This window comes from Comamonas sp. Z3, from assembly GCF_008121565.1.
In the GTDB taxonomy this organism is placed as follows: domain Bacteria; phylum Pseudomonadota; class Gammaproteobacteria; order Burkholderiales; family Burkholderiaceae_C; genus Comamonas; species Comamonas brasiliensis.
Genome location: NZ_VOQU01000004.1, coordinates 358955 through 381723, shown reverse-complemented (window position 1 = coordinate 381723; position 22769 = coordinate 358955). Strand labels below are relative to the sequence as shown.

At 64.0% G+C, this 22769-nt stretch carries 19 protein-coding genes and 2 tRNA genes; 7 read left to right on the top strand and 14 right to left on the bottom strand.

Annotated elements, in window-relative coordinates:
• Nucleotides 1–42: 42 nt before the first annotated feature.
• Nucleotides 43–723, bottom strand: a complete 681-nt coding sequence (locus FSY59_RS13880) for a glutathione S-transferase family protein (protein WP_003050937.1) — start codon at nt 721–723, stop codon at nt 43–45.
• A gap of 116 nt (nt 724–839) precedes the next feature.
• Between FSY59_RS13880 and queC the strand changes: the two genes are divergently transcribed.
• Entirely contained in the window at nt 840–1601 is a 762-nt protein-coding gene (queC, locus tag FSY59_RS13875) for a 7-cyano-7-deazaguanine synthase QueC (protein ID WP_019044042.1), read from the top strand.
• 116 nt (nt 1602–1717) lie between these two features.
• Here queC and FSY59_RS13870 read toward each other — a convergent pair whose 3' ends face one another.
• Nucleotides 1718–1978 carry a hypothetical protein gene (locus tag FSY59_RS13870; RefSeq protein WP_148729149.1) on the bottom strand — a complete coding sequence of 87 codons (261 nt, stop codon included), beginning with the start codon at nt 1976–1978 and terminating at the stop codon, nt 1718–1720.
• Between the two features lie 19 nt (nt 1979–1997).
• Nucleotides 1998–2570: a 5-formyltetrahydrofolate cyclo-ligase gene (locus tag FSY59_RS13865; protein WP_003050942.1), complete on the bottom strand. Its 573-nt coding sequence runs from the start codon at nt 2568–2570 to the stop codon at nt 1998–2000.
• 15 nt (nt 2571–2585) lie between these two features.
• Between FSY59_RS13865 and FSY59_RS13860 the strand changes: the two genes are divergently transcribed.
• From FSY59_RS13860 to FSY59_RS13850, 3 genes are all read left to right on the top strand, one after another.
• Nucleotides 2586–4565, top strand: coding sequence for a lytic transglycosylase domain-containing protein (locus FSY59_RS13860; RefSeq protein ID WP_003050943.1), 1980 nt, complete (start codon nt 2586–2588; stop codon nt 4563–4565).
• A gap of 369 nt (nt 4566–4934) precedes the next feature.
• Nucleotides 4935–7118: a TonB-dependent receptor domain-containing protein gene (locus FSY59_RS13855; protein WP_148729148.1), complete on the top strand. Its 2184-nt coding sequence runs from the start codon at nt 4935–4937 to the stop codon at nt 7116–7118.
• A 209-nt stretch (nt 7119–7327) separates the two neighbouring features.
• Nucleotides 7328–7900 carry a DUF4124 domain-containing protein gene (locus FSY59_RS13850; protein ID WP_043375324.1) on the top strand — a complete coding sequence of 191 codons (573 nt, stop codon included), beginning with the start codon at nt 7328–7330 and terminating at the stop codon, nt 7898–7900.
• A 28-nt stretch (nt 7901–7928) separates the two neighbouring features.
• Here the strand turns inward: FSY59_RS13850 and FSY59_RS13845 are convergent, their stop codons facing one another.
• From FSY59_RS13845 to FSY59_RS13835, 3 genes are all read right to left on the bottom strand, one after another.
• Nucleotides 7929–8609 carry a Fe2+-dependent dioxygenase gene (locus FSY59_RS13845; protein WP_050873970.1) on the bottom strand — a complete coding sequence of 227 codons (681 nt, stop codon included), beginning with the start codon at nt 8607–8609 and terminating at the stop codon, nt 7929–7931.
• A gap of 200 nt (nt 8610–8809) precedes the next feature.
• Nucleotides 8810–11167: a catecholate siderophore receptor Fiu gene (locus FSY59_RS13840; RefSeq protein WP_148729147.1), complete on the bottom strand. Its 2358-nt coding sequence runs from the start codon at nt 11165–11167 to the stop codon at nt 8810–8812.
• A 340-nt stretch (nt 11168–11507) separates the two neighbouring features.
• Nucleotides 11508–11951, bottom strand: a complete 444-nt coding sequence (locus tag FSY59_RS13835) for a MarR family winged helix-turn-helix transcriptional regulator (RefSeq protein ID WP_003050953.1) — start codon at nt 11949–11951, stop codon at nt 11508–11510.
• Between the two features lie 67 nt (nt 11952–12018).
• Between FSY59_RS13835 and FSY59_RS13830 the strand changes: the two genes are divergently transcribed.
• Nucleotides 12019–12819 (top strand): siderophore-interacting protein, encoded by an 801-nt coding sequence (locus tag FSY59_RS13830; protein ID WP_003050955.1) that lies wholly within the window; start codon nt 12019–12021, stop codon nt 12817–12819.
• The gene (locus FSY59_RS13825; protein WP_003050957.1) at nt 12812–13087 is read left to right on the top strand and encodes a DUF2798 domain-containing protein; all 276 of its coding nucleotides are present in this window, start codon (nt 12812–12814) and stop codon (nt 13085–13087) included. The genes FSY59_RS13830 and FSY59_RS13825 overlap by 8 nt, the downstream gene beginning before the upstream one ends.
• 7 nt (nt 13088–13094) lie before the next feature.
• Here the strand turns inward: FSY59_RS13825 and FSY59_RS13820 are convergent, their stop codons facing one another.
• The 5 genes from FSY59_RS13820 to FSY59_RS13800 form a co-directional block, all read right to left on the bottom strand.
• Complete coding sequence (locus tag FSY59_RS13820; protein ID WP_148729146.1) at nt 13095–14057, bottom strand: MBL fold metallo-hydrolase; 963 nt, start codon at nt 14055–14057, stop codon at nt 13095–13097.
• 94 nt (nt 14058–14151) lie between these two features.
• Nucleotides 14152–14604 carry a bacteriohemerythrin gene (locus FSY59_RS13815; protein ID WP_370458234.1) on the bottom strand — a complete coding sequence of 151 codons (453 nt, stop codon included), beginning with the start codon at nt 14602–14604 and terminating at the stop codon, nt 14152–14154.
• Between the two features lie 116 nt (nt 14605–14720).
• Nucleotides 14721–14795: transfer RNA gene (locus FSY59_RS13810), tRNA-Val, on the bottom strand.
• 6 nt (nt 14796–14801) lie between these two features.
• A tRNA-Val gene (locus FSY59_RS13805) sits at nt 14802–14876 on the bottom strand.
• 66 nt (nt 14877–14942) lie between these two features.
• Nucleotides 14943–16652: an AMP-binding protein gene (locus tag FSY59_RS13800; RefSeq protein WP_019044037.1), complete on the bottom strand. Its 1710-nt coding sequence runs from the start codon at nt 16650–16652 to the stop codon at nt 14943–14945.
• A 184-nt stretch (nt 16653–16836) separates the two neighbouring features.
• Here FSY59_RS13800 and FSY59_RS13795 point away from each other — a divergent pair, with 184 nt between their 5' ends.
• Nucleotides 16837–17832, top strand: a complete 996-nt coding sequence (locus FSY59_RS13795; RefSeq protein WP_003050966.1) for a triacylglycerol lipase — start codon at nt 16837–16839, stop codon at nt 17830–17832.
• Here FSY59_RS13795 and FSY59_RS13790 read toward each other — a convergent pair.
• The 3 genes from FSY59_RS13790 to FSY59_RS13780 form a co-directional block, all read right to left on the bottom strand.
• Nucleotides 17772–20219, bottom strand: coding sequence for a DUF3772 domain-containing protein (locus tag FSY59_RS13790; protein ID WP_148729144.1), 2448 nt, complete (start codon nt 20217–20219; stop codon nt 17772–17774). The genes FSY59_RS13795 and FSY59_RS13790 overlap by 61 nt on opposite strands.
• Nucleotides 20220–20460: 241 nt before the next feature.
• The gene (gene phhA, locus FSY59_RS13785) at nt 20461–21345 is read right to left on the bottom strand and encodes a phenylalanine 4-monooxygenase (protein WP_003050970.1); all 885 of its coding nucleotides are present in this window, start codon (nt 21343–21345) and stop codon (nt 20461–20463) included.
• A gap of 94 nt (nt 21346–21439) precedes the next feature.
• Nucleotides 21440–22474 (bottom strand): tripartite tricarboxylate transporter substrate binding protein, encoded by a 1035-nt coding sequence (locus FSY59_RS13780; protein ID WP_003050972.1) that lies wholly within the window; start codon nt 22472–22474, stop codon nt 21440–21442.
• Between the last annotated feature and the right edge of the window lie 295 nt (nt 22475–22769).

Here is a 22769-nt window from a genome sequence, read left to right as displayed (position 1 = left end):
TGCGCGTCGGCCTGCAGATACCGCGATTGCGGGATTGCTGCCTCAGCGCTGCTGGCGATAGGGCTCTTCGAACTGCAGAAAATCCTGCTCGGCCAGGGCCGCCTGAATCCATTCCTGGGTGGCGGGCAGCTGGGTGACGCGCTGCACATAGGCGCGTACCGGGGCCGAGGTCGGCAGGCCGTAGCTGTTGATGCGCATGCAGACCGGCGCAAAAAAGGCATCGGCAATGCTGAACTGGTCAAACAGCATGGGGCCGCTGGCGGCGCTCAGCAGCGGGGTCCAGAGTTCTTCGAGCTGCTGGACATCGCTGCGCAGGTCGGCATGCTCGGCCCAGAGCCGGGCGCCAGTCTCCTGCAGCTGGGCTTCGATATTCATGGGGCAGAAGCTGCGCAGCGCACCGAAGCCGCTGTGCATCTGTGCCACCAGGCTGCGCGCACGGGCACGCTGGGCCACGGTCTGCGGCCACAGATGCTTGTCGGGAAAGCGCTCGGCCAGGTATTCGCAGATGGCCAGGCTGTCCCAGATGATCAGCCCCTCATCGACCAGCAGTGGCACCTTGCCGGTGGGGGCGAGTGCCAGCGCCTGCAGCTTGAAGCTGGAGTCGGGCGCAAAGCTGTCAAAGCGCAGTGTGAGCTCTTCGAAGCTGATGCCGCTTTGGCGCATCAGCACCCAGGGCCGCATGGACCAGGACGAGTAATTCTTGTTGCCGATATAGAGCTTCATGGCGGACTCCCGTGTGTATCTGCCGCCGAGCTTATCAAGCTTGGGCCCGGCGGTCTGTGCGTTTTGATTCCACAGTCATGTCTGGGCGGCGCGGCGGATGATGTAATTGCACCACTATGGCAAATACTTCCACTTCTTCTGCAAACTTGGCCGCGCCTGTGGCAGGGGCTGGTCACCACAAGGGCGCGCTGGTGCTGTTCTCGGGCGGTCAGGACTCGACCACCTGCCTGGCCCAGGCCCTGGCCATGTTCGAGCGCGTGGAAACGCTGGGCTTTGACTACGGCCAGCGCCACAGCGTGGAGATGCAGGTGCGCGCCGGCGTGCGCGAGCAGCTGGCTCAGCGCTTTCCCCAGTGGGCGCCGCGTCTGGGCGAGGACCATGTGCTGTCGCTCGACGTGCTCAAGCAGATCGGCGGCTCCTCCCTGACCGAGGACGTGGCTTTTGCCATGCAGGCCGATGGCCTGCCCAACACCTTTGTGCCGGGCCGCAATCTGCTGTTCCTGACGCTGGCCGGCGCGCTGGCCTATCGCCGCGGGCTGACGGTGATCGTCACCGGTGTCTGCGAGACCGATTACTCCGGATATCCCGATTGCCGCGACGACACCATGAAGGCCCAGCAGCTGGCGCTGAACCTGGGCCTGGAGCGCCGGCTGCGCATCGATACGCCGCTGATGTGGCTGGACAAGGCCCAGACCTGGCAGCTGGCCCATGATCTGGGCGGCAGCGATCTGGTGGAGCTGATTCGCACCGAGACCCACACCTGCTACCAGGGCACGCGCGATGTGCTGCACGACTGGGGCTATGGCTGCGGCAGCTGCCCGGCCTGCGAGCTGCGTGCATCGGGCTGGCACAACTGGCGCGCCAGCCAGTCGGCTTGAAATTGATAGCTGCTTGCGCTTGATATAAAAGGACTTCAGGTCTAAAAGACTCTGAAGTCCTTTTATTAAATGTGGTAGATGCTCCTCAATGATGAGCGCTACGCTATGGACCCGACTCAGGCGCTGGGGCGCGTGGCGATCTGGCCGGCCTGAATCTGCGCCGTCATCTGGCTGAGCCAGGCCTGGCTTTCCGGGCGCTCGAACAGAAAGTCCCAGATGGCATCGTGCTGGCGCGCTGTCAGGCTGAGCGGGCCATGGCGACGCATATGGGCTTGCAGCCGCTGCAGCTCGAGCTCGGTCAGCGGCGACCGCATCACGGTCAGCGGGGGGCGCGGGCGATAGCTGCGCTGGGGAATGTTCTTGCGGGGACGACTCATGGCAAAGCGAAATAGGGGTTCAGACGGGCCAGACCACACCGTTGTCGTTGAGGATGGCGTCCAGCGGCAGATCATGCGTCTCGGGCAGGAAGTCATCGACATAGCCATTGGTGTAGCCCAGGCCCACGGTGAATGGGCGCGGGCTCAGCTCGGCCAGCGTGCGGTCATAGAAACCGCCGCCATAGCCGAGACGGTAGCCGCCGGCCGCATAACCTACGCAGGGGACAAACAGCAGCGTGGGCACCAGCAGTTCGGTATCCTTGGGCTTGGGAATGCCATAGGCGTCCTCCTCCATGGGGCAACCGGGGTACCAGGCGTGAAAACTCAGCGTCTTGCGCTGTTTGTCGATCACCGGCAGCCCGATTCTGCGCCGTTGTGGAGTACCCTGTAGCTCGCCATCTTCCTTCCAGCGATGCAGGGCTGGCAGCGGATCGAATTCACCCTTGATGGGCCAGTAGGCGCCAATCACGGTATCGGGCCGTTCCATCAGCCAAAAGCGCATCACCTGCTGCAGCGCATCGGCGCGTTGCAGGCGATCTGGAAGGTTGAGGCGCAGTTCAATCAACTTGCGGCGTAACGCTGCTTTGTCCATCGGATAATTTCCTCCATGCACTGGCTGAAGATTTTGACACCGCTTTGTGCGGCTTCCCTGTTGACTGTAGCTGCTCCTTTTGCGCAGGCACAGAACCCGGGCGACGCCGTGTTGCTGGACATGCAAAAAGCATTCCGCAGCCGCAATCAGGCGGCGCTGACCCAGCTCCTGCCCCAGGCTGCCGGTCACCCCCTCGAACCTTGGGCCGCTTACTGGGAACTCAAGAACCGCCTGGAGACCGCATCGCCCGATGAAATCCAGGGCTTTCTGAACCGTTACGCCGGCACCTACCAGGAAGACCGCTTGCGCAACGACTGGCTGCTGCTGCTGGGCAAGCAGCGCGACTGGAGCACCTTCAGCCAGGTCTATCCCAGGTTCCGCATGCGCGACGACAAGTCCGTCACCTGCTACGCCCTGCTGGCCGACGCCCTGCAAGGCCGGGGGGCACCCAATGTGGGCCAGCAGGTACGCGATCTGTGGATGGCGCAAAAAGATGCCGATGACGGCTGCACCACGGCCGCCGGCCAGCTGTATGCGAGCAAGCTGATCACCGACGCCGATGTCTGGCGCCGTGCCCGTGTGGCCACCGAAGCCAATCGCCAGAAGGCGGCCCGTGATGCGGTGGCCATCGTCGCCCCCGAAGCGGCCGACCAGGTGGCGCAGGTGTTTGCCTCGCCCGCCAAATACCTGTCAGGCCAGAGCAAGGCGCGCGGCCGCGAGCGCAAGGAGCTGGCCCTGCTGGCGCTGATCCGCATGGCGGCCAGCGACCCCGATGCGGCCGCCACCCAGATCGACGGCGGCTGGGGCGCCCAGCTCAATGGAGAGGAGCGCAACTGGGCCTGGGCCGTGGTCGGCAAGCAGGCCGCCTTCAAGCTCTCGCCCGATGCCAACGGCTATTTCGGCAAGGTGCGCCGCAACGAAGACCTGAGCGATGACCTGCTGGGCTGGAAGGCCCGTGCCGCGCTGCGCGCCGGCGACTGGAAGGCCGTTCGCCGCGCCATCGACGCCATGGGCCCGGAGCGCACCGACCCGACCTGGGCCTACTGGAAGGCCAGGGCCATGCTGGCAGGCCGCCCCAATGCCGAGGAAAAGGCCGAAGCACGGCAGTTGCTCGAAGACACGGCCGGCAACGGCAGCTTCTACGAGCAGCTGGCGCTGGAGGAGATCGGCCAGCGCATCACGGTGCCGCCTGCACCGGCACCGTTGACGGCGCAGGAAAAGGCGGCTGTGCGCAGCAACCCCGGTCTCAATCGCGGCCTGTATGCCATCGGCATGGGACTGCGCAGCGAGGGCGTGCGCGAGTGGAACTACTCCACCAATCTGCACCAGCCCGGCGGCATGGAAGACCGCGAGCTGTATGCGGCCGCCGATCTGGCCTGCGAGCGCCAGGTCTGGGATCGCTGCATCAACACCAGCGAGCGCACCAAGACCTTTGCCGACTGGAAGCAGCGCTTTCCCATGCCCTATCACGACACGGTGCTGGCCAAGTCGCGCAATATCGGGCTGGACCCGGCCTATGTCTACGGCCTGATCCGCCAGGAGAGCCGTTTCATCATGGATGCGCGCTCGGGCGTAGGCGCCTCGGGGCTGATGCAGGTGATGCCGGCCACGGCGCGCTGGACGGCCAGGAAGATCGGCATGACGGGCTTCACGCCCGACATGATCAACGACCGCGACACCAATATCACCATCGGCACCTCCTACCTCAAGCTGGCGCTTGACGACTTCGAGGGCTCGATGGCGCTGGCGGCCGCAGGCTACAACGCCGGTCCGGGCCGCCCGCGCAACTGGCGCAACGGGCCTACGCTGGACGCTGCCATCTGGGCAGAAAACGTGCCCTTCAGCGAGACCCGCGACTATGTGAAGAAGGTGCTCTCCAACACCACCAGCTATGCGGCGCTGATCACCGGCCAGCCGCAGTCGCTCAAAAGCCGTCTGGGCACCATAGGCCCGCGCCCGGCCAATGATCCCGAAACCATGAAGGATCTGCCGTAAGCATCGCCAGTGCGAGCGGACGGCTCGCCGATCCACCGCCTGCAGCGCTCTGCCCGAAAGGGTCAGGGCGCTTTTTTCATGGTGTTCCGGCTCGCGCGAAACTGCTCATATCTTCTCGGGCTTGCCGGGGCGCGCGAAATACCACGCAAAGTTTGATGTAGGTGAATAACCTACAAACAGATGGCGAATGAGACTGGTTTGCGTTTACAAAAAATACATAATTGCAACCGTCAGAGCCCATAACGTCACATACAACCTCGGCTTTGTCTCCCTCAAGCTGCCTGCCAGCTGCCAAGAAGGTCCCACGGGCCACCGCTTTCTACCCCTGTTTGTGAACGACCTGCCCCCAGGGCAGGCCGAGGAGTCATCATGTCCAACGCCGCTATCAGCCGCGCCTGCCGCATTGGCTGGCAACCCCGTTTACTGGCCCTGGCCGCTGCCGCCACCTGCGCCAGCACTGCCGCTTTTGCGCAAGCCAGGGAGTCCACCATGGAGGAGGTGGTGGTCTCGGCCTCCGGCTTCGAGCAGGAGCTGAAGAATGCCCCGGCCTCCATCTCCGTCGTGACGCGCCAGGAGCTGGAGACCAAGAACTTCCGCGATCTGGCCGAAGCCCTGCAGGGCGTGGAAGGCATTGATGTGATGGGTGGCACCGGCAAGACCGGCGGCCTCGACATCAGCATCCGCGGCATGCCCAGCGACTACACGCTGATCCTGATCGACGGGCGCCGCCAGAACGTGGCCGGCGACGTCACGCCCAACGGCTTCGGCGCGGCACTGACCAGCTTCATGCCGCCGATCTCGGCCATCGAACGCATCGAGGTCATTCGCGGCCCCATGTCCACGCTCTACGGTTCGGACGCCATGGGCGGCGTGATCAACATCATCACGCGCAAGGTCAGCAAGGAATGGGGCGGCGAGGTCAGCGTGGGCATGGGCCTGCCGCAGGACAGCGAATGGGGCAACCAGTATCGCGGCAACTTCTATGTCAACGGTCCCATCAAGCAGGATCTGCTGGGTCTGGCCGTGCGCGGAAGCACCTATAGCCGCGACGCTTCCGACTGGGTGCTGGCACCCGGCGCGGCCCAGCCCGCCGGTGCACGCAACCCCGCGCCAGCGCAAAGCCGTCAGCACAGCCTGGGTGCCAAGCTGACGCTGACGCCCAACCGCTATCACGATATCTGGCTGGATGTGGACCAGGGCCGCACCTGGTACAACAACGAAGATGGCCGTCTGGGCAATCGCGATGCGGAAGCGCCACGCAATCCGCCCGGTTACAAGGATGCGCTGCGCTTCAACCGCGATCAGGTCACCATCGGCCATACCGGCCGTCTGGGCTTCGGCACGCTGGAAAGCAGCCTGATGCATACCGAAACCGAGACCATCGGTCGCACCATTCCCGGCGCGGCAGTGCCGACCAACGACCCACGCCGTGGCGCAGACCGCGAACTCAAGACCACCAATCTGGTGCTGGACAGCAAGCTGGTGGCGCCCGTGGGTGATGCCCATATGCTGACCGTGGGCGGCCAGTTCTGGGATGCCAAGCTCAAGGACGGCCTGCTGCCGCAAAGCCACAAGCAGACCATGTGGTCGCTGTTCGTGGAAGACGAATGGCGTCTGCGCCAGGGCCTGACCGCCACGCTGGGCGGTCGCTATGACCACCATGACGCCTTTGGCGGCCAGTTCAGCCCGCGCGCCTATCTGGTCTGGGATGCGACAGCGAACTGGACCTTCAAGGGCGGCGTGAGCCAGGGCTTCAAGGCACCTCGCCTGAACCAGCTGATCGACGGTGTCAGTGGCGTCAGCGGCCAGGGCACGACCATCAATATCGGCAACCCCAATCTCAAGCCCGAGACCAGTACCAATGTGGAGCTGTCGGCCCTGTTCGACAACAAGGCGGGCTGGACCAGCTCGGCCACCTTCTTCCATAACGATGTCAAGGACAAGATTGCCTCGGGCGGCTCCTGCGCCACGGCAGCCATCTCCAGTTGCGCCTACAACCCCACGGCCGATTACGCCATCAATGTGGACAAGGCCAAGACCTGGGGTCTGGAGCTGAGCAGCCGCGCCCAGCTGGCCAAGGACTGGGCCGTCAAGGCCGGCTACACCTGGACCAACAGCGAGGTGATCGAAGGAGGCCGCAAGAACGGTCAGCTGGCCAACACCGCCAAGCATATTGCCAGCGCCCAGCTGGACTGGACCCCGAGCAGCCAGTGGCGCCTGTGGGCGCGCGGCGAGTACCGCAGCAAGAGCCCGCGCTTCACAGGCTCGTATGCCAATCTAGATCCAGTGAGCCAAAAGCCCATCGTTGATGCCGTGGGCGATATCAAGGGCTATGCGCTGTTCCATCTGGGCGGCAGCTATCAGGTCAACAAGAGCCTGAGCCTGAACGCCAGCATCTTCAATCTGTTCGACAAGGACTTCCGCAAGTACCAGCAGGTCAGCGTCAACGGCACGCCGACCTGGGTGAACAGCTATTTCCAGGGCGGCTCCTCGGTGTCGGGCGTGACCCAGGCCGGCCGCACCTTCTGGATCACGGCGAACATGAAGTTCTGAGGCTGAGCGCTTCACAAGCGGTATGAGCTTCTGAATCAGGAGCTGTCAGCGCTTATCAATCATCGGTTTCAAGCTGTTTTAGGTCTGAAATCAATGATGAAAAAGCGCTGGTAGCTCCTGTTTTCATATTTCTGATGTTTGGATACACTTCTTTACAAATGCGGGTTCTGCGCATGGCAGACCCATATCGAGTGAGGGAGAAAGTCGCAATGTCAGCAGCAAGAGGCCGCGTGCTCATCGCCACGCTGGGACTGGTCTGGGTCGGTGCCCTGATGGCACAGCCCGTCTACAAATGGGTGGATGCGCAGGGGCAGACGCATTACGGCTCGCAACTGCCGCCGCAGCAGGCGGATGCGTCGCAGGTCAAGGTCTCGCCCAACGGCAGCTCGGGCGCGGGCGCGGGGCGCTTTGGCGAAGGAGCCGAGGCACGCAATCCCGACGGCACCAGGAAGCTGCCCAAGGGCGCGCAGGAAATGGCCGACGGTCTGGCCCAGGGCCTGAGAAAGGTCGATGGCAAGGAGGTGGCGCTGAACTGCGCGCTGGCGGTGGACAATATCCGCAGCCAGATCGAGACCATGCTGGAAAACGGCCAGAAAAACCTCAGGGGCGGCTATATCACCCAGGCCCAGTACGACAGCTCGGCGGGGAACTTCGTGAAGTTGCGCTCCCAGGCCACGGTCAGCGACTGCAAGGCCGCCACGGGCCGCTCGCGCGATATGTACCAGTGCATGACCAGCATGCACAACCACCTGGTCGGCTGTGCCGAAAAGCACAGGCCCTGAGCTGTTCAGCCGGTTTCAGAACCTGTTCTCAGGTCTCGGCCCACATGCGCAGCAGGTTGTGATAGTGGCCGGTCAGGCTGACGCTCTCCTCGGTTTCGCCGAATTTCCCACGCAGGCTGGTGATGGCCTGGTCCATCTCGAACAGCAGGGCCCGGCGCGCGTCGTCGCGCACCATGCTCTGGGCCCAGAAGAAGGAGCAGACCCGCTCACCGCGTGTCACAGGCTCGACACGGTGCAGGCTGGTGGATGGGTAGAGGATGAGGTCGCCCGCAGGCAGCTTGACCTCGTGCGTGCCGTAGGTGTCGACCACGACCAGCTCGCCGCCCTCGTAGTCCTCGGGCTCGCAGAGAAACAAGGTGCAGGACACATCGGTGCGCAGCCACTGCTCGGAGCCCGCGACGCGGCGTGCCGCGCCGTCCACATGCAGGCCGTAGGTCTCGCTGTCGCTGTAGCGGTTGAACAGCGGCGGCATGGTGCGCGCGGGCAGGGCGGCGCTGAAGAACAGCGGGCTGGCTGCCAGCGCCTGCAAGATGATGCGGCCCTGCTCCCGGGCCACGGGCGAGTGCTCGGGCAGTTGCCGGTTGCGCTTGACCTGGGCGCCCTGGCTGCCCACGGTGGCGCGGCCGTCGACCCAGTCGGCGGCATCGATGGAGGCACGCATGCTGGCGACCTGCTCGCGGCTCAGGACCTGGGGGATATGCAGCATCATGGTGAGAATTCTTTGAAATGGAGAAGCCCCGCTTGGGCGAGGCTGCAAGTCGGAAAGTGGATCGCTGTCGCTGAAGACGGCGCGATCCAGGCAAGAGACGGCGAGCAAGCGCCGCCGCGCGGCGAGGCTGTCGTCCCCCTCCGGCGCTCAGCGCCAGAGAGGGGGAAGGCGCGCCAGCGCCTCAGGGTGAGAACTTCCAATCAGAACTTGAAGTTTGCCGTCAGACGGGCCGAGCGTGCAATGCCGGGGAAGTAGCGGTAGCCGCTCTTGTTGATGGCTGCCACATAGTCCTTGTCGAACAGATTGAAGACATTGAGCTGGATGTCCAGATTCTTGTTCACGCGGTAGCTGGCCATGGCATCGAACACCCAGTAGGCGTCGGTGTGGTTGGGCGTGCCCACGGCGCCGTCGGTGCCGCGCTTGAGGCCGCCGGCATAGCGCGCGCCGCCGCCGACCGTCAGGCCGAAGGGCAACTGGTAGGTGCTCCACAGGCTGAAGGCATTCTTGGGCGTATAGGTCAGGCCGTTGCTGGCGTCGGCTGCCACCAGTGCGCCGGTGTCGACCTTGGTGTTCTGCACGGTGTAGCCCGCGCTCACGCCCCAGGCCTTGTTGATCTGGCCGATCACGCCCAGTTCCAGGCCCTGCACGATTTTCTTGCCGGTCTGGCCCACGGTGCCGTCGGAGTTGGTGACGATCTCGTTGGTCACCTCGGTACGGAACAGCGCGCCGCTGAGCATCAGATTCTTTTCCGCCAGCTCCCATTTGCTGCCCAGCTCCAGCGTCTTGGCCTTTTGCGGGTCCATATTCGGGTTGGCGGCATTGTTCAGCGCGGCCGACAGCGCAAAGTTGCTGCCGCCGGGTGGCTGCTGCGAGAGCGCGTAGTTCAGATAGACGCTGCCATTGGGGGCTGGCTTGTAGAGCAGGCCGGCCTTCCAGCTCAGCAGGGTGCCGGATTTGCTCAGACCGTCCGACGTGGTGGGCACCACGGTGCCCACGGGGTTGCTGCCGCAGGGCTGGGTGGTCGAGGTGGCCGCGCAGACCGCCATGGCGTTGTACGAGGTCTTGTAGCGGTCCAGACGCAGACCCAGATTGGCCTGCCACTGGTCATTGAACTTCAGCGTGTCGAAGGCATACAGCGCCACGGTGTCGGTCTTGCCCTTGCTGTCGGCACCGTTGCGTACATAGGCAGGCAAAGTGACGCTGGCGTCGGGGTTGTACACGCTGACCCGGCTGGGTACCGAGCCCGAGGTGGCCAGGCCGTAATTGGTCTGTTCCTCGCGTGTCAGCTCCAGGCCCAGGCTCAGATCATGCAGCACGCTGCCGGTGGCAAGGCTGGTGTTCAGATTGGTCTGGTTGGTCAGGATGCGGTTGACCTGATCCTTGGTGTTGATGAGGCGCGCCATCGACCATGTGGATGGATCGGCGGGGTTGGGAGTCTGCAGCCCATTGCTGCCCAGTACTCCGCTCGCAGAATAGCCCTGGCCCATGATGGCCGAGAGCAGATAGTCCTGCTTGGTCTCGCCCCAGCGCGTGGTGTTGCGCAGCTTGGTGGTGGATGTGAAGTCATGTTCCACCTTCAGCGTGGCCATGGTGGCCGTCACATCGTCGTGATCGGAGGCCGTGCCGTAGAAGTTCTTGCTATTGACGCGTGCTGCCGAATCCAGAAAGGCGCGGCGGCCTGCATAGCCTGCAGCGTCGGGCGAGGTGTAGCCGGGCAGGCCGATGGTGGCGACGCCGCCGTCGGGCACATTGCTCTGCTTGATGTGCAGCAGGTTCACGAACACGCGGGTGGGCGAGTTCAGGCCGAAGGCAATCGAGGGCGCAATGCCCCAGCGGTTGTTCTCGATGCCGTTGCGGCCCGCCACATTGGCGTCCTGCGCCATGGCGTTCAGGCGCACGGCCGTGCCGGTCTCGGCATTGACGACGCGATTCAGGTCGATGCTGGCGCGCTTGTAGCTTGCCGAACCCAGGCCCAGCGAGCCGCCGAAGCTGTTGTTCAGATTGGCCTGCTTGCTCACCAGGTTGATAGCGCCGGTGGGGGCGCTGCGGCCGTAGTCGGTGCCGGCCGGGCCCTTGGTGACTTCGACCTGATCGATGTTGAACATGTCGCGCGAGATCGAGCCGATGTCGCGCACGCCGTCCACATAGATGCTGCTGGAGCTGTCGAAGCCACGCATATAGACGGCGTCGCCCGTGCTGGTGTTGCCGTTCTCGCCTGCGTAGAAGGTGCCGGCGCCGGGCACATTGCGCAGCGCCTCTGTCAGCGTGGTCGCGCCCTGCTCCTGCAGCAGCTGCTCCTTGATGACGTTGACGGTCTGCGTGGTGTTGACCAGCGGCTGGGTGAACTTGGGCGAAGACAGCTGGCCGGGCGTGTAGCCGGTGTCGGCCTTGCCTTCCACCTTGACCTCCTTGAGCGTGGTTTCGGCGGACTGGGCCTGGGCCGGCAGTGCCAGCGTGGCACCGGCCAGCACGGTGGCGCAGGCGACCAGACCGGCGCAGGAGGGCAAGCGACCCGCAGAATGCTTGCGGCTTTGGATATAGATGTTGGATTGAGCCATGTTGAAAGGACTGGTAGTGAAGACAGTTGGCTGGCTGGTACGGGCTGTCTGCACTTGTGATGCGACCGCAGACGAGGGTGGCGTCCGGGCGAAGTCCTGGCTGGCTAAAGCGTACTCGGGTACGAATGCATCAGATGATAATGATTCTTAATAAAACTTTGCGAAAATTTACAGAGAATCATCTCTGGCGTTGTTGCACAGCAACATGTTCGGGATAGGCGGGCACTCGCTTCACTTTGGATATGAGAGCAGCTGCCGCCTTTCCCATCTGCACTTCAGGTTGCTAGGCCATTGAAGTCATTGAGCAGCATGCGCTGGCTGCTTCTTTTTTAGAGAGTGCTTAGGGTCGCGTAGCCTGGGCGCCGTCCAGTGCCTGCCGCAGCAGTTCATGCAGCAAGGCCTGCTGGGCTGCGGGTGTGGCGCTGAGCAGCTCGGTGGCTATCTGCTCGCGCCGGTGTCTGAGCTGATCGAACAGCTGCTGTCCCCGGGCGCTGAGCTGCAGGCAGCGCACGCGCTTGTCGGCTTCGCTGGCCGAGCGCTCCAGCCAGCCCTTGTCCTGCAACTGGGCCAGGGTGCGCGCCATCTGGGCCTTGTCGGTGTGGCTGTGCTCGACCAGTTCCTTTTGCGTGATGCCGGGGTGGCGACCGGTGTGCATGAGGATGCGGAATTCGTTGAAAGTCAGCCCCGGTTGCACCGCTTCAAGCGACTGGAGCAGGCGTGCGCGAAACAGGTGCAGCAGATCGTGCAGCACCTCGAACACATCGGCGGCGATGGATGAACTCATGGTGGGAAAGGTTGTTTGTTGACTTAGTCAACTTATTAATGGATATTTCGTGGACTTTATCAACTTAATGAAAATCATGTCCAACACCGAGACAGTGTCCATCATGCAGCGTGTACGCCACGAATTCCGCTCCCGCCATGTGCAGTTGCTGGCGCGCGAGCAGCTCAGCCCCGGCTTTATCCGCCTGACCGTGGGCGGCCCCGAACTGGCAGGCTTTGTCAGCGCGGGCTTTGACGACCATACCAAGCTCATCCTGCCTCAGGCCGGGATGGACAGGCCCAATCTGCCGCAGATGGTCGACGGTCGCCCGCATATCGACGGAGAGCGCCCCACCATGCGCGACTACACGCCGCTGAACTACGACGCCGCCCGCAACACACTGCAGCTGGAGTTCGCCGAGCATGGCTCGGGCCCCGCCGTGGAATGGGCGCGCACAGCCCCGATCGGCCAGTGGCTGGGCCTGGCCGGCCCGCGCGGCAGCCTGGTCGTGCCCGCCGACCTGGACTGGCATGTGCTGCTGGGCGATGAAAGCGCCATGCCCGCGATGGAGCGCCGCCTGGCGGAACTGCCGGTCGGCAGCCGCGCCATCGTGCGGGTGCAGATCGGCAACCCGGCCGACCAGCGCCGCTGGAGCAGTGCTGCGCAGCTGGATCTGCAATGGGTGGAGTCCCTGGCCGCTGCCGTCGATGGGCTGGAGCTGCCAGAAGGCGAGGGCTTTGTCTGGGCGGCAGGAGAGAATCGTGCCATGGCCGATCTGCGCAAGCGCATTCTGGCCAAGCCCGGTGCCAATCCCAAGCGCATGCGGATTGCTTCCTACTGGAAGCAGGGCGAGGCCGCCCACCACGAGGAGCTGAGCGCGAATGACTGAAGAGGCAAGTCCGCCTTCACGACTGACTGCAATACCGCGCCGCAAGCTGCACAAGCGCTACACACCCCTGGTGTTTGCCTTCTACATGGCGCTGATCATGGCGTTCTTCATGTGCTGCATCATCGTGGCTGCCAGCGGCGGCCTGGGGGCAGGCTATGGATGGCGAGTGCTCAAGGCCTATGCGCTGGCCATGCCTTCGGCCTTTGCTTGCGTGGTGCTGGTGCGTCCGCTGGTCATGCGGCTGGTTGCCGCCACGGTGCAGCACTGAGCGTTCCTCACTGATTGAGCAGGATGGGCACACCGGCCGCATCGCGCCGCAGCTCGGCTGCGCCGCTGGCCACCAGGCTCTCGATCAGGCTGTCCAGCCATTGCTGTGCCGTTTGCGCGCCAAAGTAGCTCTGGTGCAGAGTGCCGAAATAGGGCGTGGCATGAACCCAGCTCTGCAGCTCCTGCACCCTGATGCTTTGCCACTCCAGCAGCTTGTATTTGAGCAGCACCTTGGCGGCATAGCTGGCATGGCGTTCCGGCGCCTGGACAAAGCCGGCCAGCCGCTTGCGGGCAATGCCCAGAGCCGCCTGCACATCGCCAAACAGGCCACCGTGTCCGGGCACGACAAGGCGGGGCTCCAGGCGCTCGATCACGTCCAGGGTCGCGGCGACCTCGTCAAAGGCGGCAATGCCTTCGATTTCGGGGAACACCACGCCAAAGCCGTTCTCCCACAGCGCATCGGCAGAGATCAGGATGCGGCTGTCGGGCTCGAACAGAATCACCGAATGTGGATCATGGCCGGGGGCTGCATGGATCTGCCAGTCGCGCCCCGAAAGGCGCACCGTGCTGCCGGGCTGCAGCAGGCCCGTGATGGCAAAGCGCGGGCATTCCTGGCCCGTGGGGGCATAGCTGAGGGCGGTTTCGTCCCAGTTGCGCACCTGCTCGGCCTGGCCCGGTGCGATAAAGGTCTGCACCTGTGGATAAGCTTGCTGCAGCGCGGCATTGCCGCCGCAATGGTCGCTGTGCAGATGGGTGTTGAGAATGCGCGCCAGCGGCTGACCGGCCAGCGTGCTTTCGATCAGCGCCAGGGTTTGCGCGCTATGCGCGACATAGCCGGTGTCGATGACGGCGGCACCTTCGGCATCGCCGGCCTGCGCGGCAAAGACGATGTTGTTGGCCGACAGCCAGCCGCGCTCCAGCACGGTCATGCCGGGCGGCAGTGGGACATGCATTGCCGGGGATGCATTCATCGGACTGGTCTCCTGTGCGGTGCTTGGTGTTTTGCACAAGCCTAGCAGACCGCTCATCGCGCAGCTGTCGCGCGGGCGAGCAGCTCAGTGCTGCTCAGTGTGACTCGGCCGAAGACAGGATGTTGCGGCGAATCACCACGGGCTTGCCGCCAAAGCGCTGCTTGGACAGCCAGTGCGCAAGGGCCGAATCAAGATGCGTGGCATGGCCCGGGAACCAGTCCACCAGGGCCCGGGTCAGATCGCGGCAGAGCGCGACATTGCCTGCGGCGAGCTTGATGCGGACTTCTGCCACGGACTTGAGCACGGCCGCATGTTCGTCGATATGGCAGTCGCGAGGCGGGAAGCCGGTGCTCAGCATCCACTGGTCTTCTTCGGCAAAGTGGTGCTGCAGATGGCTTTCCATGGCTTGCAGCAGGCCGGGCAACTGCTCGTCGCCGGCGCATTCGAGCCGGCCTGCCAGCTGCACGAATTCCTCGTGAATCTCGTCCATGGCGCCGTGACCCATCAGCATCGCGTCGCTCCAGGCCAGGGAGGGTATCTCTCTCATAGTGGTCTTCTTGTTGTCAGGCGGTGCCTGCTGCGGAAGATCCATTATGCAAGGGTCGCGCAATGGGAGCGGCCAGAGAAAAAGCCTCTTGGGACGATGTCTCAAGAGGCTTTGTCTGGTGCGTGATACATGGATCGAACATGTGACCCCTGCCGTGTGAAGGCAGTGCTCTACCGCTGAGCTAATCACGCAATAACTGGTGGGTGATACATGGATCGAACATGTGACCCCTGCCGTGTGAAGGCAGTGCTCTACCGCTGAGCTAATCACCCGAAGACCGCAATTCTAGCAGCAACTTTGGTGGCCTTCGGGAAAACTCGTAAATTTTCTGAAAAAAGTCAGTTCGAGCGCAGTTCGCGCCGCAGGATCTTGCCCACATTGGTCTTGGGCAGTTCGTCGCGGAATTCGATATGGCGTGGTCGCTTGTAGCCCGTCAGCTGCTCCTGGCAGTAGCGCATGACACGGTCTTCGGTCAGCGAGGGGTCGCTGCGCACCACATAGACCTTGATGGATTCGCCCTGCTGATCGTCCTTGACGCCCACGGCGGCGCATTCGAGCACTCCGGGGCACATGGAGATGACGTTTTCCAGCTCGTTCGGATAGACGTTGAAGCCGCTGACCACCATCATGTCCTTTTTGCGGTCGATGATGCGGGTGTAGCCCTCGTCGTCCAGAACGCCGATATCGCCGGTGCGCATATAGCCGTCGGCCGTGAAGGCCTTGGCGGTTTCTGCCGGCTGGTTGTAGTAGCCCTGCATGACGTTGGGGCCCTTGATGCACAGCTCGCCGGCCTGGCCGTTGGGCAGGTTGCGGCCTTCATCGTCCTTGATGGCGACCGAGATGCTGGGCAGCGGCAGGCCGATGGTGCCGGTGAACTCCTTGTTGGTCACCGGATTGTTCGTGCCGATGGCGCAGGTCTCGCTCATGCCCCAGCCTTCGATCATGGCGCAGCCCGTGGTCTGCTGCCACTGACGTGCCGTGCCTTCGGAGGCGGCCATGCCGCCGGCCTGGGAGATGAACAGCTGGGAGAAATCGAGCTGGCGGAACTCGGGGTTGTGGAGCAGCGCGTTGAACAAGGTGTTCACGGCCGGCAGCACATGGAAGGGGCGCTTCTTGAGCACCTTGACGAATTTCGGGATATCGCGTGGATTGGGGATCAGGCTCAGGCTGCCTCCCAGTCTCATGGCGAACAGGCTCACGGTGAGCGCGAAGATGTGATAGAGCGGCAAGGCCGCGACGATATGGGTTTCGTTGGCCTTGACCCGGCCTTCCAGCGCAGGGGTGAACCAGGTATGAGCCTGCAGCGTGGCGGCAACGATGTTGCGATGGGTCAGCACCGCGCCCTTGGACAGCCCCGTGGTGCCGCCGGTGTATTGCAAAAAGGCCACCGAGTCCAGCGTGGCCGTGCTGGCAACGAGCTTGCGCCCGGCGCCCTCGGCCAGGGCCTTGTTGAACAGGGTGACCTGGCGCTGCGGGCCGGTGCTGCCATGAGCCGCGCCAAGGGGCAGATCGAAGGCCGGCACCATCTTGGCCAGATGGCGCACGGCAAAAGTGATCCAGCTGCCATACAGACCGCCGAGCAGATCGCCCATGCTGGTCAGGCAGATATGGCGGATATGGCTGCGCTCCAGCACCTGGGCCAGGGTGCGGGCAAAGTTCTCCAGAATGATGATGGCCGTGGCGCCCGAGTCCTTGAGCTGATGCTCGAGCTCGCGCGCGGTGTAGAGCGGGTTGACGTTGACGCAGGTAAAGCCCGCACGCAGCACGCCGGCCATGCTGACGGCGAATTGCGGCACGTTGGGCAGCATGATGGCCACGCGCGCCCCTGGCTCCAGGCCCAGGCTCTGCAGCCAGGCCCCCATCTGTGCGGAGAACCTGTCCAGCTCGGCGTAGCTCATCCAGCGGTCCATGCAGACCGAAAACGGACGCTCTGCATGCTGGGCGAAGGCTTCTTCGAGCAGGTGCACCAGCGAGCGGTACTGCTCGGGCTGCACGTCGTGAGGCACATTGGGTGGATAGTTCTTGAACCAGGGAGCGGCAGCGTCCATAGAAGAGTTACCTTGCAGAAGCCGCTCGTCGTCCTGGGACGCGGGCGGCGGGTTGAACAAAGGGGCCAGCATGCAAAACCTGCGCTGCGGCTGATTCTGCGGATGCGGTCTGCTAGGGTCTACGGGGGCTTGTCCTAGGCGTTGATCGGCATGCTTGCTACGCTGCGCATGAGGAGGTGCCGCTGTGAATACCTGGTTCTGGCGCTGTGTGGTGATGGGTAGCTGGCTGGCACTGCTGCTCTGGTGCAGTTATTGGGGGCCGCGCTCAGCTGCCGTGGCCTTGCTGGGCGCGATGCTGGTTGCGGGCGGAGCCGGGCTGCAACTGGGCACGCAGATGCTGATGATGCGGGCGGTGCTGCGCAGCCGGGGCGTGCCGCTGCCGCCTGCCATGGTCGCGCTGCGGGCCTGGCTGTCGGAGTGGCGCTGGGCCTGGCGCTTGTTTGGCTGGCAGATTCCCTTTGGCGAACATGCCGAACCCGATGGAGCGCCCGAGGATCGCGAGGGCAGGCAGGAGCAAGGGCGGGTGGGCGTGGTGCTGGTGCACGGCTATTTCTGCAACCGTGGGGTGTGGGCCGTCTGGCTGCGCGGGCTCAAGGCACGCGGCATTCCCTGCATGGCCATGACGCTGGAGCCCGCGCATGGCAGTCCTGTCGATGCCATGGTGGACGATCTCGACAGGTGCGTGAAGGAGATCGTCCAGCGCACGCATCGCGCGCCGCTTCTGGTCGCGCACAGCATGGGCGGCCTGGTGGTGCGTGCCTGGCTCAAGCGCCTCGATTCCGATCAGCGTGCGCGTTATGCAGCCCATGTGGTCACGGTGGCCACGCCGCATGGCGGCGCCTGGCTGGCGCGGTTTGCGCAGCGCCTGCCGGCCGTGGACATGCGCGAGGGCAGCGATTGGTTGCAGCGGCTGGGGCAGCCGCCCCAGGATGTGTCATTCAGCTGCTGGTGCAGCAGCAGCGACAACATCGTCTTTCCTCCCGATCTGGCGATCCTGCCGAATGCGCAGTGTCATCAGGTCGACGATGCAGCGCATATGCAGCTGCTGTTTGACCCGCGGGTGTGGCAGCACTGCCTGCAGTTGCAGGCGCAACTGCAGGGGCGACCGCAGGCGCGGTATCAGGCTGCCGAGGCAGGCGCCTCCGCAGCCGGTGCCGGGGCACGGGCCTGCGGGTCCTGAATCAGGTGGATGTCGGTGGCGGAGACCAGGGCGATCTTCTGCTCGGCGCAGCGCTGCAGCAGGCCGAACAGCAGGTCACTGCGCGTGCTGTAGACATTGCGCGAGCTGGAGACATGGCCGAAGCTGGTGATGTTGACCACGCTGCCGTTGATGGAGTCCACATACATGGACGGAGCGGGGGTGCTCAGCACGGCCTCATGCTCGGCATACAGGCCCAGCAGCACCTCGCGCAGCTTGACGATATCGGTGTTCAGCGGTACCGAGAACGCGATCGAGATGCGGCCCAGCGCACCGTCCATGGTCAGGTTCTGCACGGACTTGGTGATGAACTCCGAGTTGGGCACGATGACGGTGGATTTGTCATCGGTCTGGATCTCGGTGGCACGCACGCTGATGCGGCGGATATCGCCGACCTGATCGCCGATGCGCACGCGGTCGCCCAGCTTCACGGGGCGCTCGGCCAGCAGAATCAGGCCCGAGACAAAGTTCTGCGTGATGGCCTGCAGACCAAAGCCGATGCCGACGGACAGGGCGCTGGCCAGCAGGGCCACTTTTTCAAAGCCAATGCCCAGGGCTGCCAGCGTCCACAGGCCGGACAGCAGAATGCCCGTGTAGCGGGCCACGGTGCTGATGGAGTTGCGTGCGCCTATGTCCAGCTCGGTCTTGGGCAGAAAGGTCTCCACCAGCCAGTGCTGCAAGGCGCCAAACAGCGTCAGCCCCGCCACCAGCACCAGCAGGCCGCGCAAGATGGTCATGGGGCGCAGGAAGGAGTCGCCCACGGGCAGGCCGTTGGTCAGCGAATCGGCCAGCACGATCAGGCTGCTGGAGTTGCCGAATGGCGCGATCAGCGCCATCAGCCCCAGCAGAAGCAGGCAGACACGCGTGAAGGCCGACAGCAGAACGCCGACCTGCTCCAGGCGCGATTGCTTGAGCCCCGTGCCGGCAGCGAAGCCCTGGCCGATACGGCTATCGCTTGAGCACAGCCAGGTAAAGAGGTCGTCGGCAAACTTCATCAGCAGCGAGGTGGCCAGAACCACCACCGTGATCCAGACCATCTGTGTGGCCGCGAAGACCGAAAAGTTCAGATAGCCGATCAGCGCCGCGATCAGCGCGGCCAGCACCGTCAGATGTCCGCCCAGCCAGGCCAGCATCAGCCAGCGGCTGGTTGCCGCAGGGCGGTAGTCGTCGCCATGGTGGGCGGCTTTTTCGCGTTCGGCCTGCTGCTGGCGCTTGCGTTGCTTGTTGATGACCATCAGCACCGACATGATGAGCACGGCATAGATCAGTGCAATCAGTCCATCCAGGGCCACGCTGCTGACGGCGCTGGTGCGCGCGGCTATGTCCACCGCGTTGAGCATCATGGAGAACCAGGTCAGGCCGGCGGCTCCCCAGGCAAAGCGTGTAAGCGCCGGGGCGGCGATGTCGTCGATATTGAGCAGTCGCCAGGTGGGGCGCTTGGGCACCAGCAGGCTGGCGCTGACGGAGAGGAAAAAGGCCGCGACAAATGAGGATTGAATCCAGGCGTCGGCCACGGTTTGCAGGCGCGGCGCAATCGCGTCTACGGAGCGCAGGCTCTCGATGAACACCAGGCTGGCCAGGCCGGGCAGTGCCGTGCCCACCAGCAGCATCCAGACGGCCAGACCCGTGCGGCGCAGCCGTCCGTTGGGGGCGTGGTCGGAGGCCGCAAATTTGCGGCCCGCATAGCGCAGGCCGATGCGCAGCGGAAACATCACGAACAGAGCCAGGGCAATGCCGGTCAGCGTGGCCGACCAGCCATGCTCGGCAATGGCGGCGTCAAAGCTGGTACGGCCCTGGCGTGTCAGGGCCGCAATGCGTTGCAGATCGGTCGGCAGATGCTCGGCAAACTGTTTCCACAGCGAAGGCGACAGCGGGGACGCCACCTTGCGGGCGATCTGCGCGTTGAACTGCTGGGTGCGGATTTTCTCGATGCTGTCCGTGGTCTGCTTGGCCTCCATGGACAGCAGCTTGCCGCGCTTGAGCGCGGAGTCCAGCTCGCTGTGCTGTTGGGCCAGATCCTTGCGTTGCAGACTCAGCTCCGGCGATTCCTCGCTGCCTTCGGCCACCGGCCCCAGCTGGGCAATGCGGGCATCGATCTGTTTGAGCAGCGGCTCCAGCGCCGTGACGGCGTTGTCGGCATCGCGTTTGGACTGCAGGGCTTTTTCGGACAGGGCCTGCAGCGTTTCGGAGGTGTCGGCATCGTCCAGCGACTGGCGTACCTTGTCCAGCGTGGTCGATGCCTGTTGAATCTGGGCGATGGAGGTGGTCTGGATATCGCCGTTGGCAGGCAGCTCGGCCGCGACGGCCAGACCTATGCAAAGTTGGAGCGCTAGAAGCCAGCGCAGCAGTTGGTTGCAGCGGTAATGCATTGTGAAGAAGTGAGTGGGCGGCAGTTTGCCTCTGGCGCTCACTATAGGTGCAATGCAGCAGGCAGGGTTTCAGGGCGCAGCCGGGCCAAACAGGGCTTGCAGCCCGGATATTCGGCATCGATTGCTATTAGAAATGGAGCTGCATGCGCTTTGCTGAAAAGGGATGGCGCCGAATTTTCGGCAGAAAATTCGGCGCATGGACTCGCGCTTGCCAGGTCCCGTGCCGGTATACATCCGCTGACTAAATCAGCTGTTCGCCGGGCAGCAGTTCCTTGGCACCAATGGTGGGCAGCTGGCGCAGTTGCTCGTACAGCGGCGCAAAGTCGGTATCGGCCAGGTTCAGCAGATGGGGCATGTCGTCGATCACGAAATAGGTCTGCTGATAGGTGTCGATCTTGTAGAGCGTGCGCATGGTGCGCTCGAGCTGCAGCGGCAGACGATGCGGCTGCGGGCTGTTGACGCTGTACTCCAGCTCGCCCACGGAGCTGAGAATGCCGGCGCCATAGGCGCGCACGCCGCCGTTCTCGCGGATCAGACCGAACTCCACCGTGTACCAGTACAGACGCGACAGCATCTCGCAGACGCCGAGCTCGGCGGCCTTGAGGCCGCCCTGACCGTAGGCCTGGATGAAATCGGCCATGACGGGGTTGAACAGCAGCGGCACATGGCCGAAGAGGTCGTGAAAGATGTCGGGCTCGACGATGTATTCGAACTCCTCGGGCTTGCGTATCCAGTCGGTGACCGGGAATTTGCGCTGTGCCAGCAGCGAAAAGAACGGTACCTCGGGAATCAGGCCTGGAACGCCCACGATCTCCCATCCCGTGGCCTTGAACAGTCGCTCGTTGACCTCCTCGAAGCGCGGAATGCGCTCCTTGGCGCCCAGCGAGGGCAGGGCATCGATGAAATGCTGGCTGGCGCGGCCCGGCAGCAGCGCGGATTGACGCTCGTAGAGCCGGTGGTAGGTGTCATGCTCGGCCTCGGTATAGGCGGCATAGTCCTGCGTGCAGGTGTAGTCGGCATGGGCCCGTGTGTAGTCGCCGCGTGGCGGTCGATCGGACTGGCCATAGACGACGGGCGTTGCACCGGTGCTGCCGGTCTTGGCGGTGCTGCTCTGGATGTTGTTCATGAGGCACTCCCTGAGATGAGGGGTCGCGAAGGCTGCGGCCGCAGCTCGTGGCCCGGGCGCAGCAGGAAAAAGGAGTGGTGAGCCGGAGGCTGGCTCAGTGCATCTGTATCTGGGTGCGTTTGACGAGCTGTCCGTAGCGGGCGTGCTCGGCCTGCACCAAGCGGGCAAAGTCCTGCCGGCGCAGGTCGTCGCGCACCACGCCCATGGCATCGAAGTACTGCTGTACCTCGGCTCTTTGCAGCGTCTGCGCAAAAGCGTCCGACCAGCGTCTGGCCTGGCTGTCCGTAATTCCCGCGGTGGCAAAGAGGCCGAACCAGGTGGTCAGATTCATGCCCTTGATGCTGTCGTCCAGGCTGGGGACCTCTGGCAGAGCCGGCAGTGGCGAGCGCCAGGTCACGCCAATGGCCTTGAGTCTGCCGGCCCGCAGATGCGGCAGGGCCGAGGCAATATTGTCGAACATCAGATCGGCCGTGCCTTCGAGCAGAGCCGACAGAGCCGGTCTGGCCCCGCCGAACGGCAGATGCTGCAGCGGCACCTGGGTCAGCGACTGGAACCACTGGCCCGCGATATGGCCGATGCTGCCATTGCCCGCCGACGCATAGCGCAGTGCTTGCCGGTGCTTGGACATGAAGCGCAGCAGATCTTCGGGCGTATAGATGCGCCACTGCATGGCCAGCTCGCTGCGCATGACCAGCACGTGGGGCATGCGTGCCACCAGTGTCAGCGGCTGAAAGTCGCGCAGCGGATCGTAGGGCAGCTGGGGGTTGAGCCAGGGCAGGATGGCATGTGTGGCCACAGCGCCCATCAGCAGCATGGGTTCGCGCGCTCCCGCTCTGGCCACCATGGCCGCGCCCGTGGCGCCCCCCTCGCCCGGTACATTGAGCACATTGATGTTGCCCAGGGCCGTGGTTTCCTGCGTCAGCTTGCGCGCCGCACGGTCCAGCGGGCCGCCCGCTGTATAGGGTACGACCAGGGAGAGTTCGTTGCGGCTGCGGCTGGAATTCGACGGCAGGGCGCTCGCATCCCTGGCCGCATGTGCGCTGTTGGCGATCAGAGCGGTCGCTGATGCCACCGCCAGCGACAAGGCCTGACGGCGGGAAAGGTGCGAGGTACCGGCAGGCGCATCCATCCCCGGTGTTCTGCAGTCCTCTGGGGCTGTAGCGGGGGGCTGATGTGGTCGCGGCACTTGATCCTTCCGGGCGTTGAAGCTGGCTGCGACGGCCCACGTCAGACGTGAATGCGGCAGTGCAGCATGACGGAAAGTATAGGGACGGAAACCGGTCGCCACATGGTCCGTTTGACGGAGTGGTAACCATTGGTATCTTTTTGATGGAAGGCGTAGCGCCGGTGTCCGCGCCGGCCATGCCGCCAGCAGCCGGACGGAGCAGATGCAGGCCGGGAGGGCGCATGGTCGACTCCGCCGT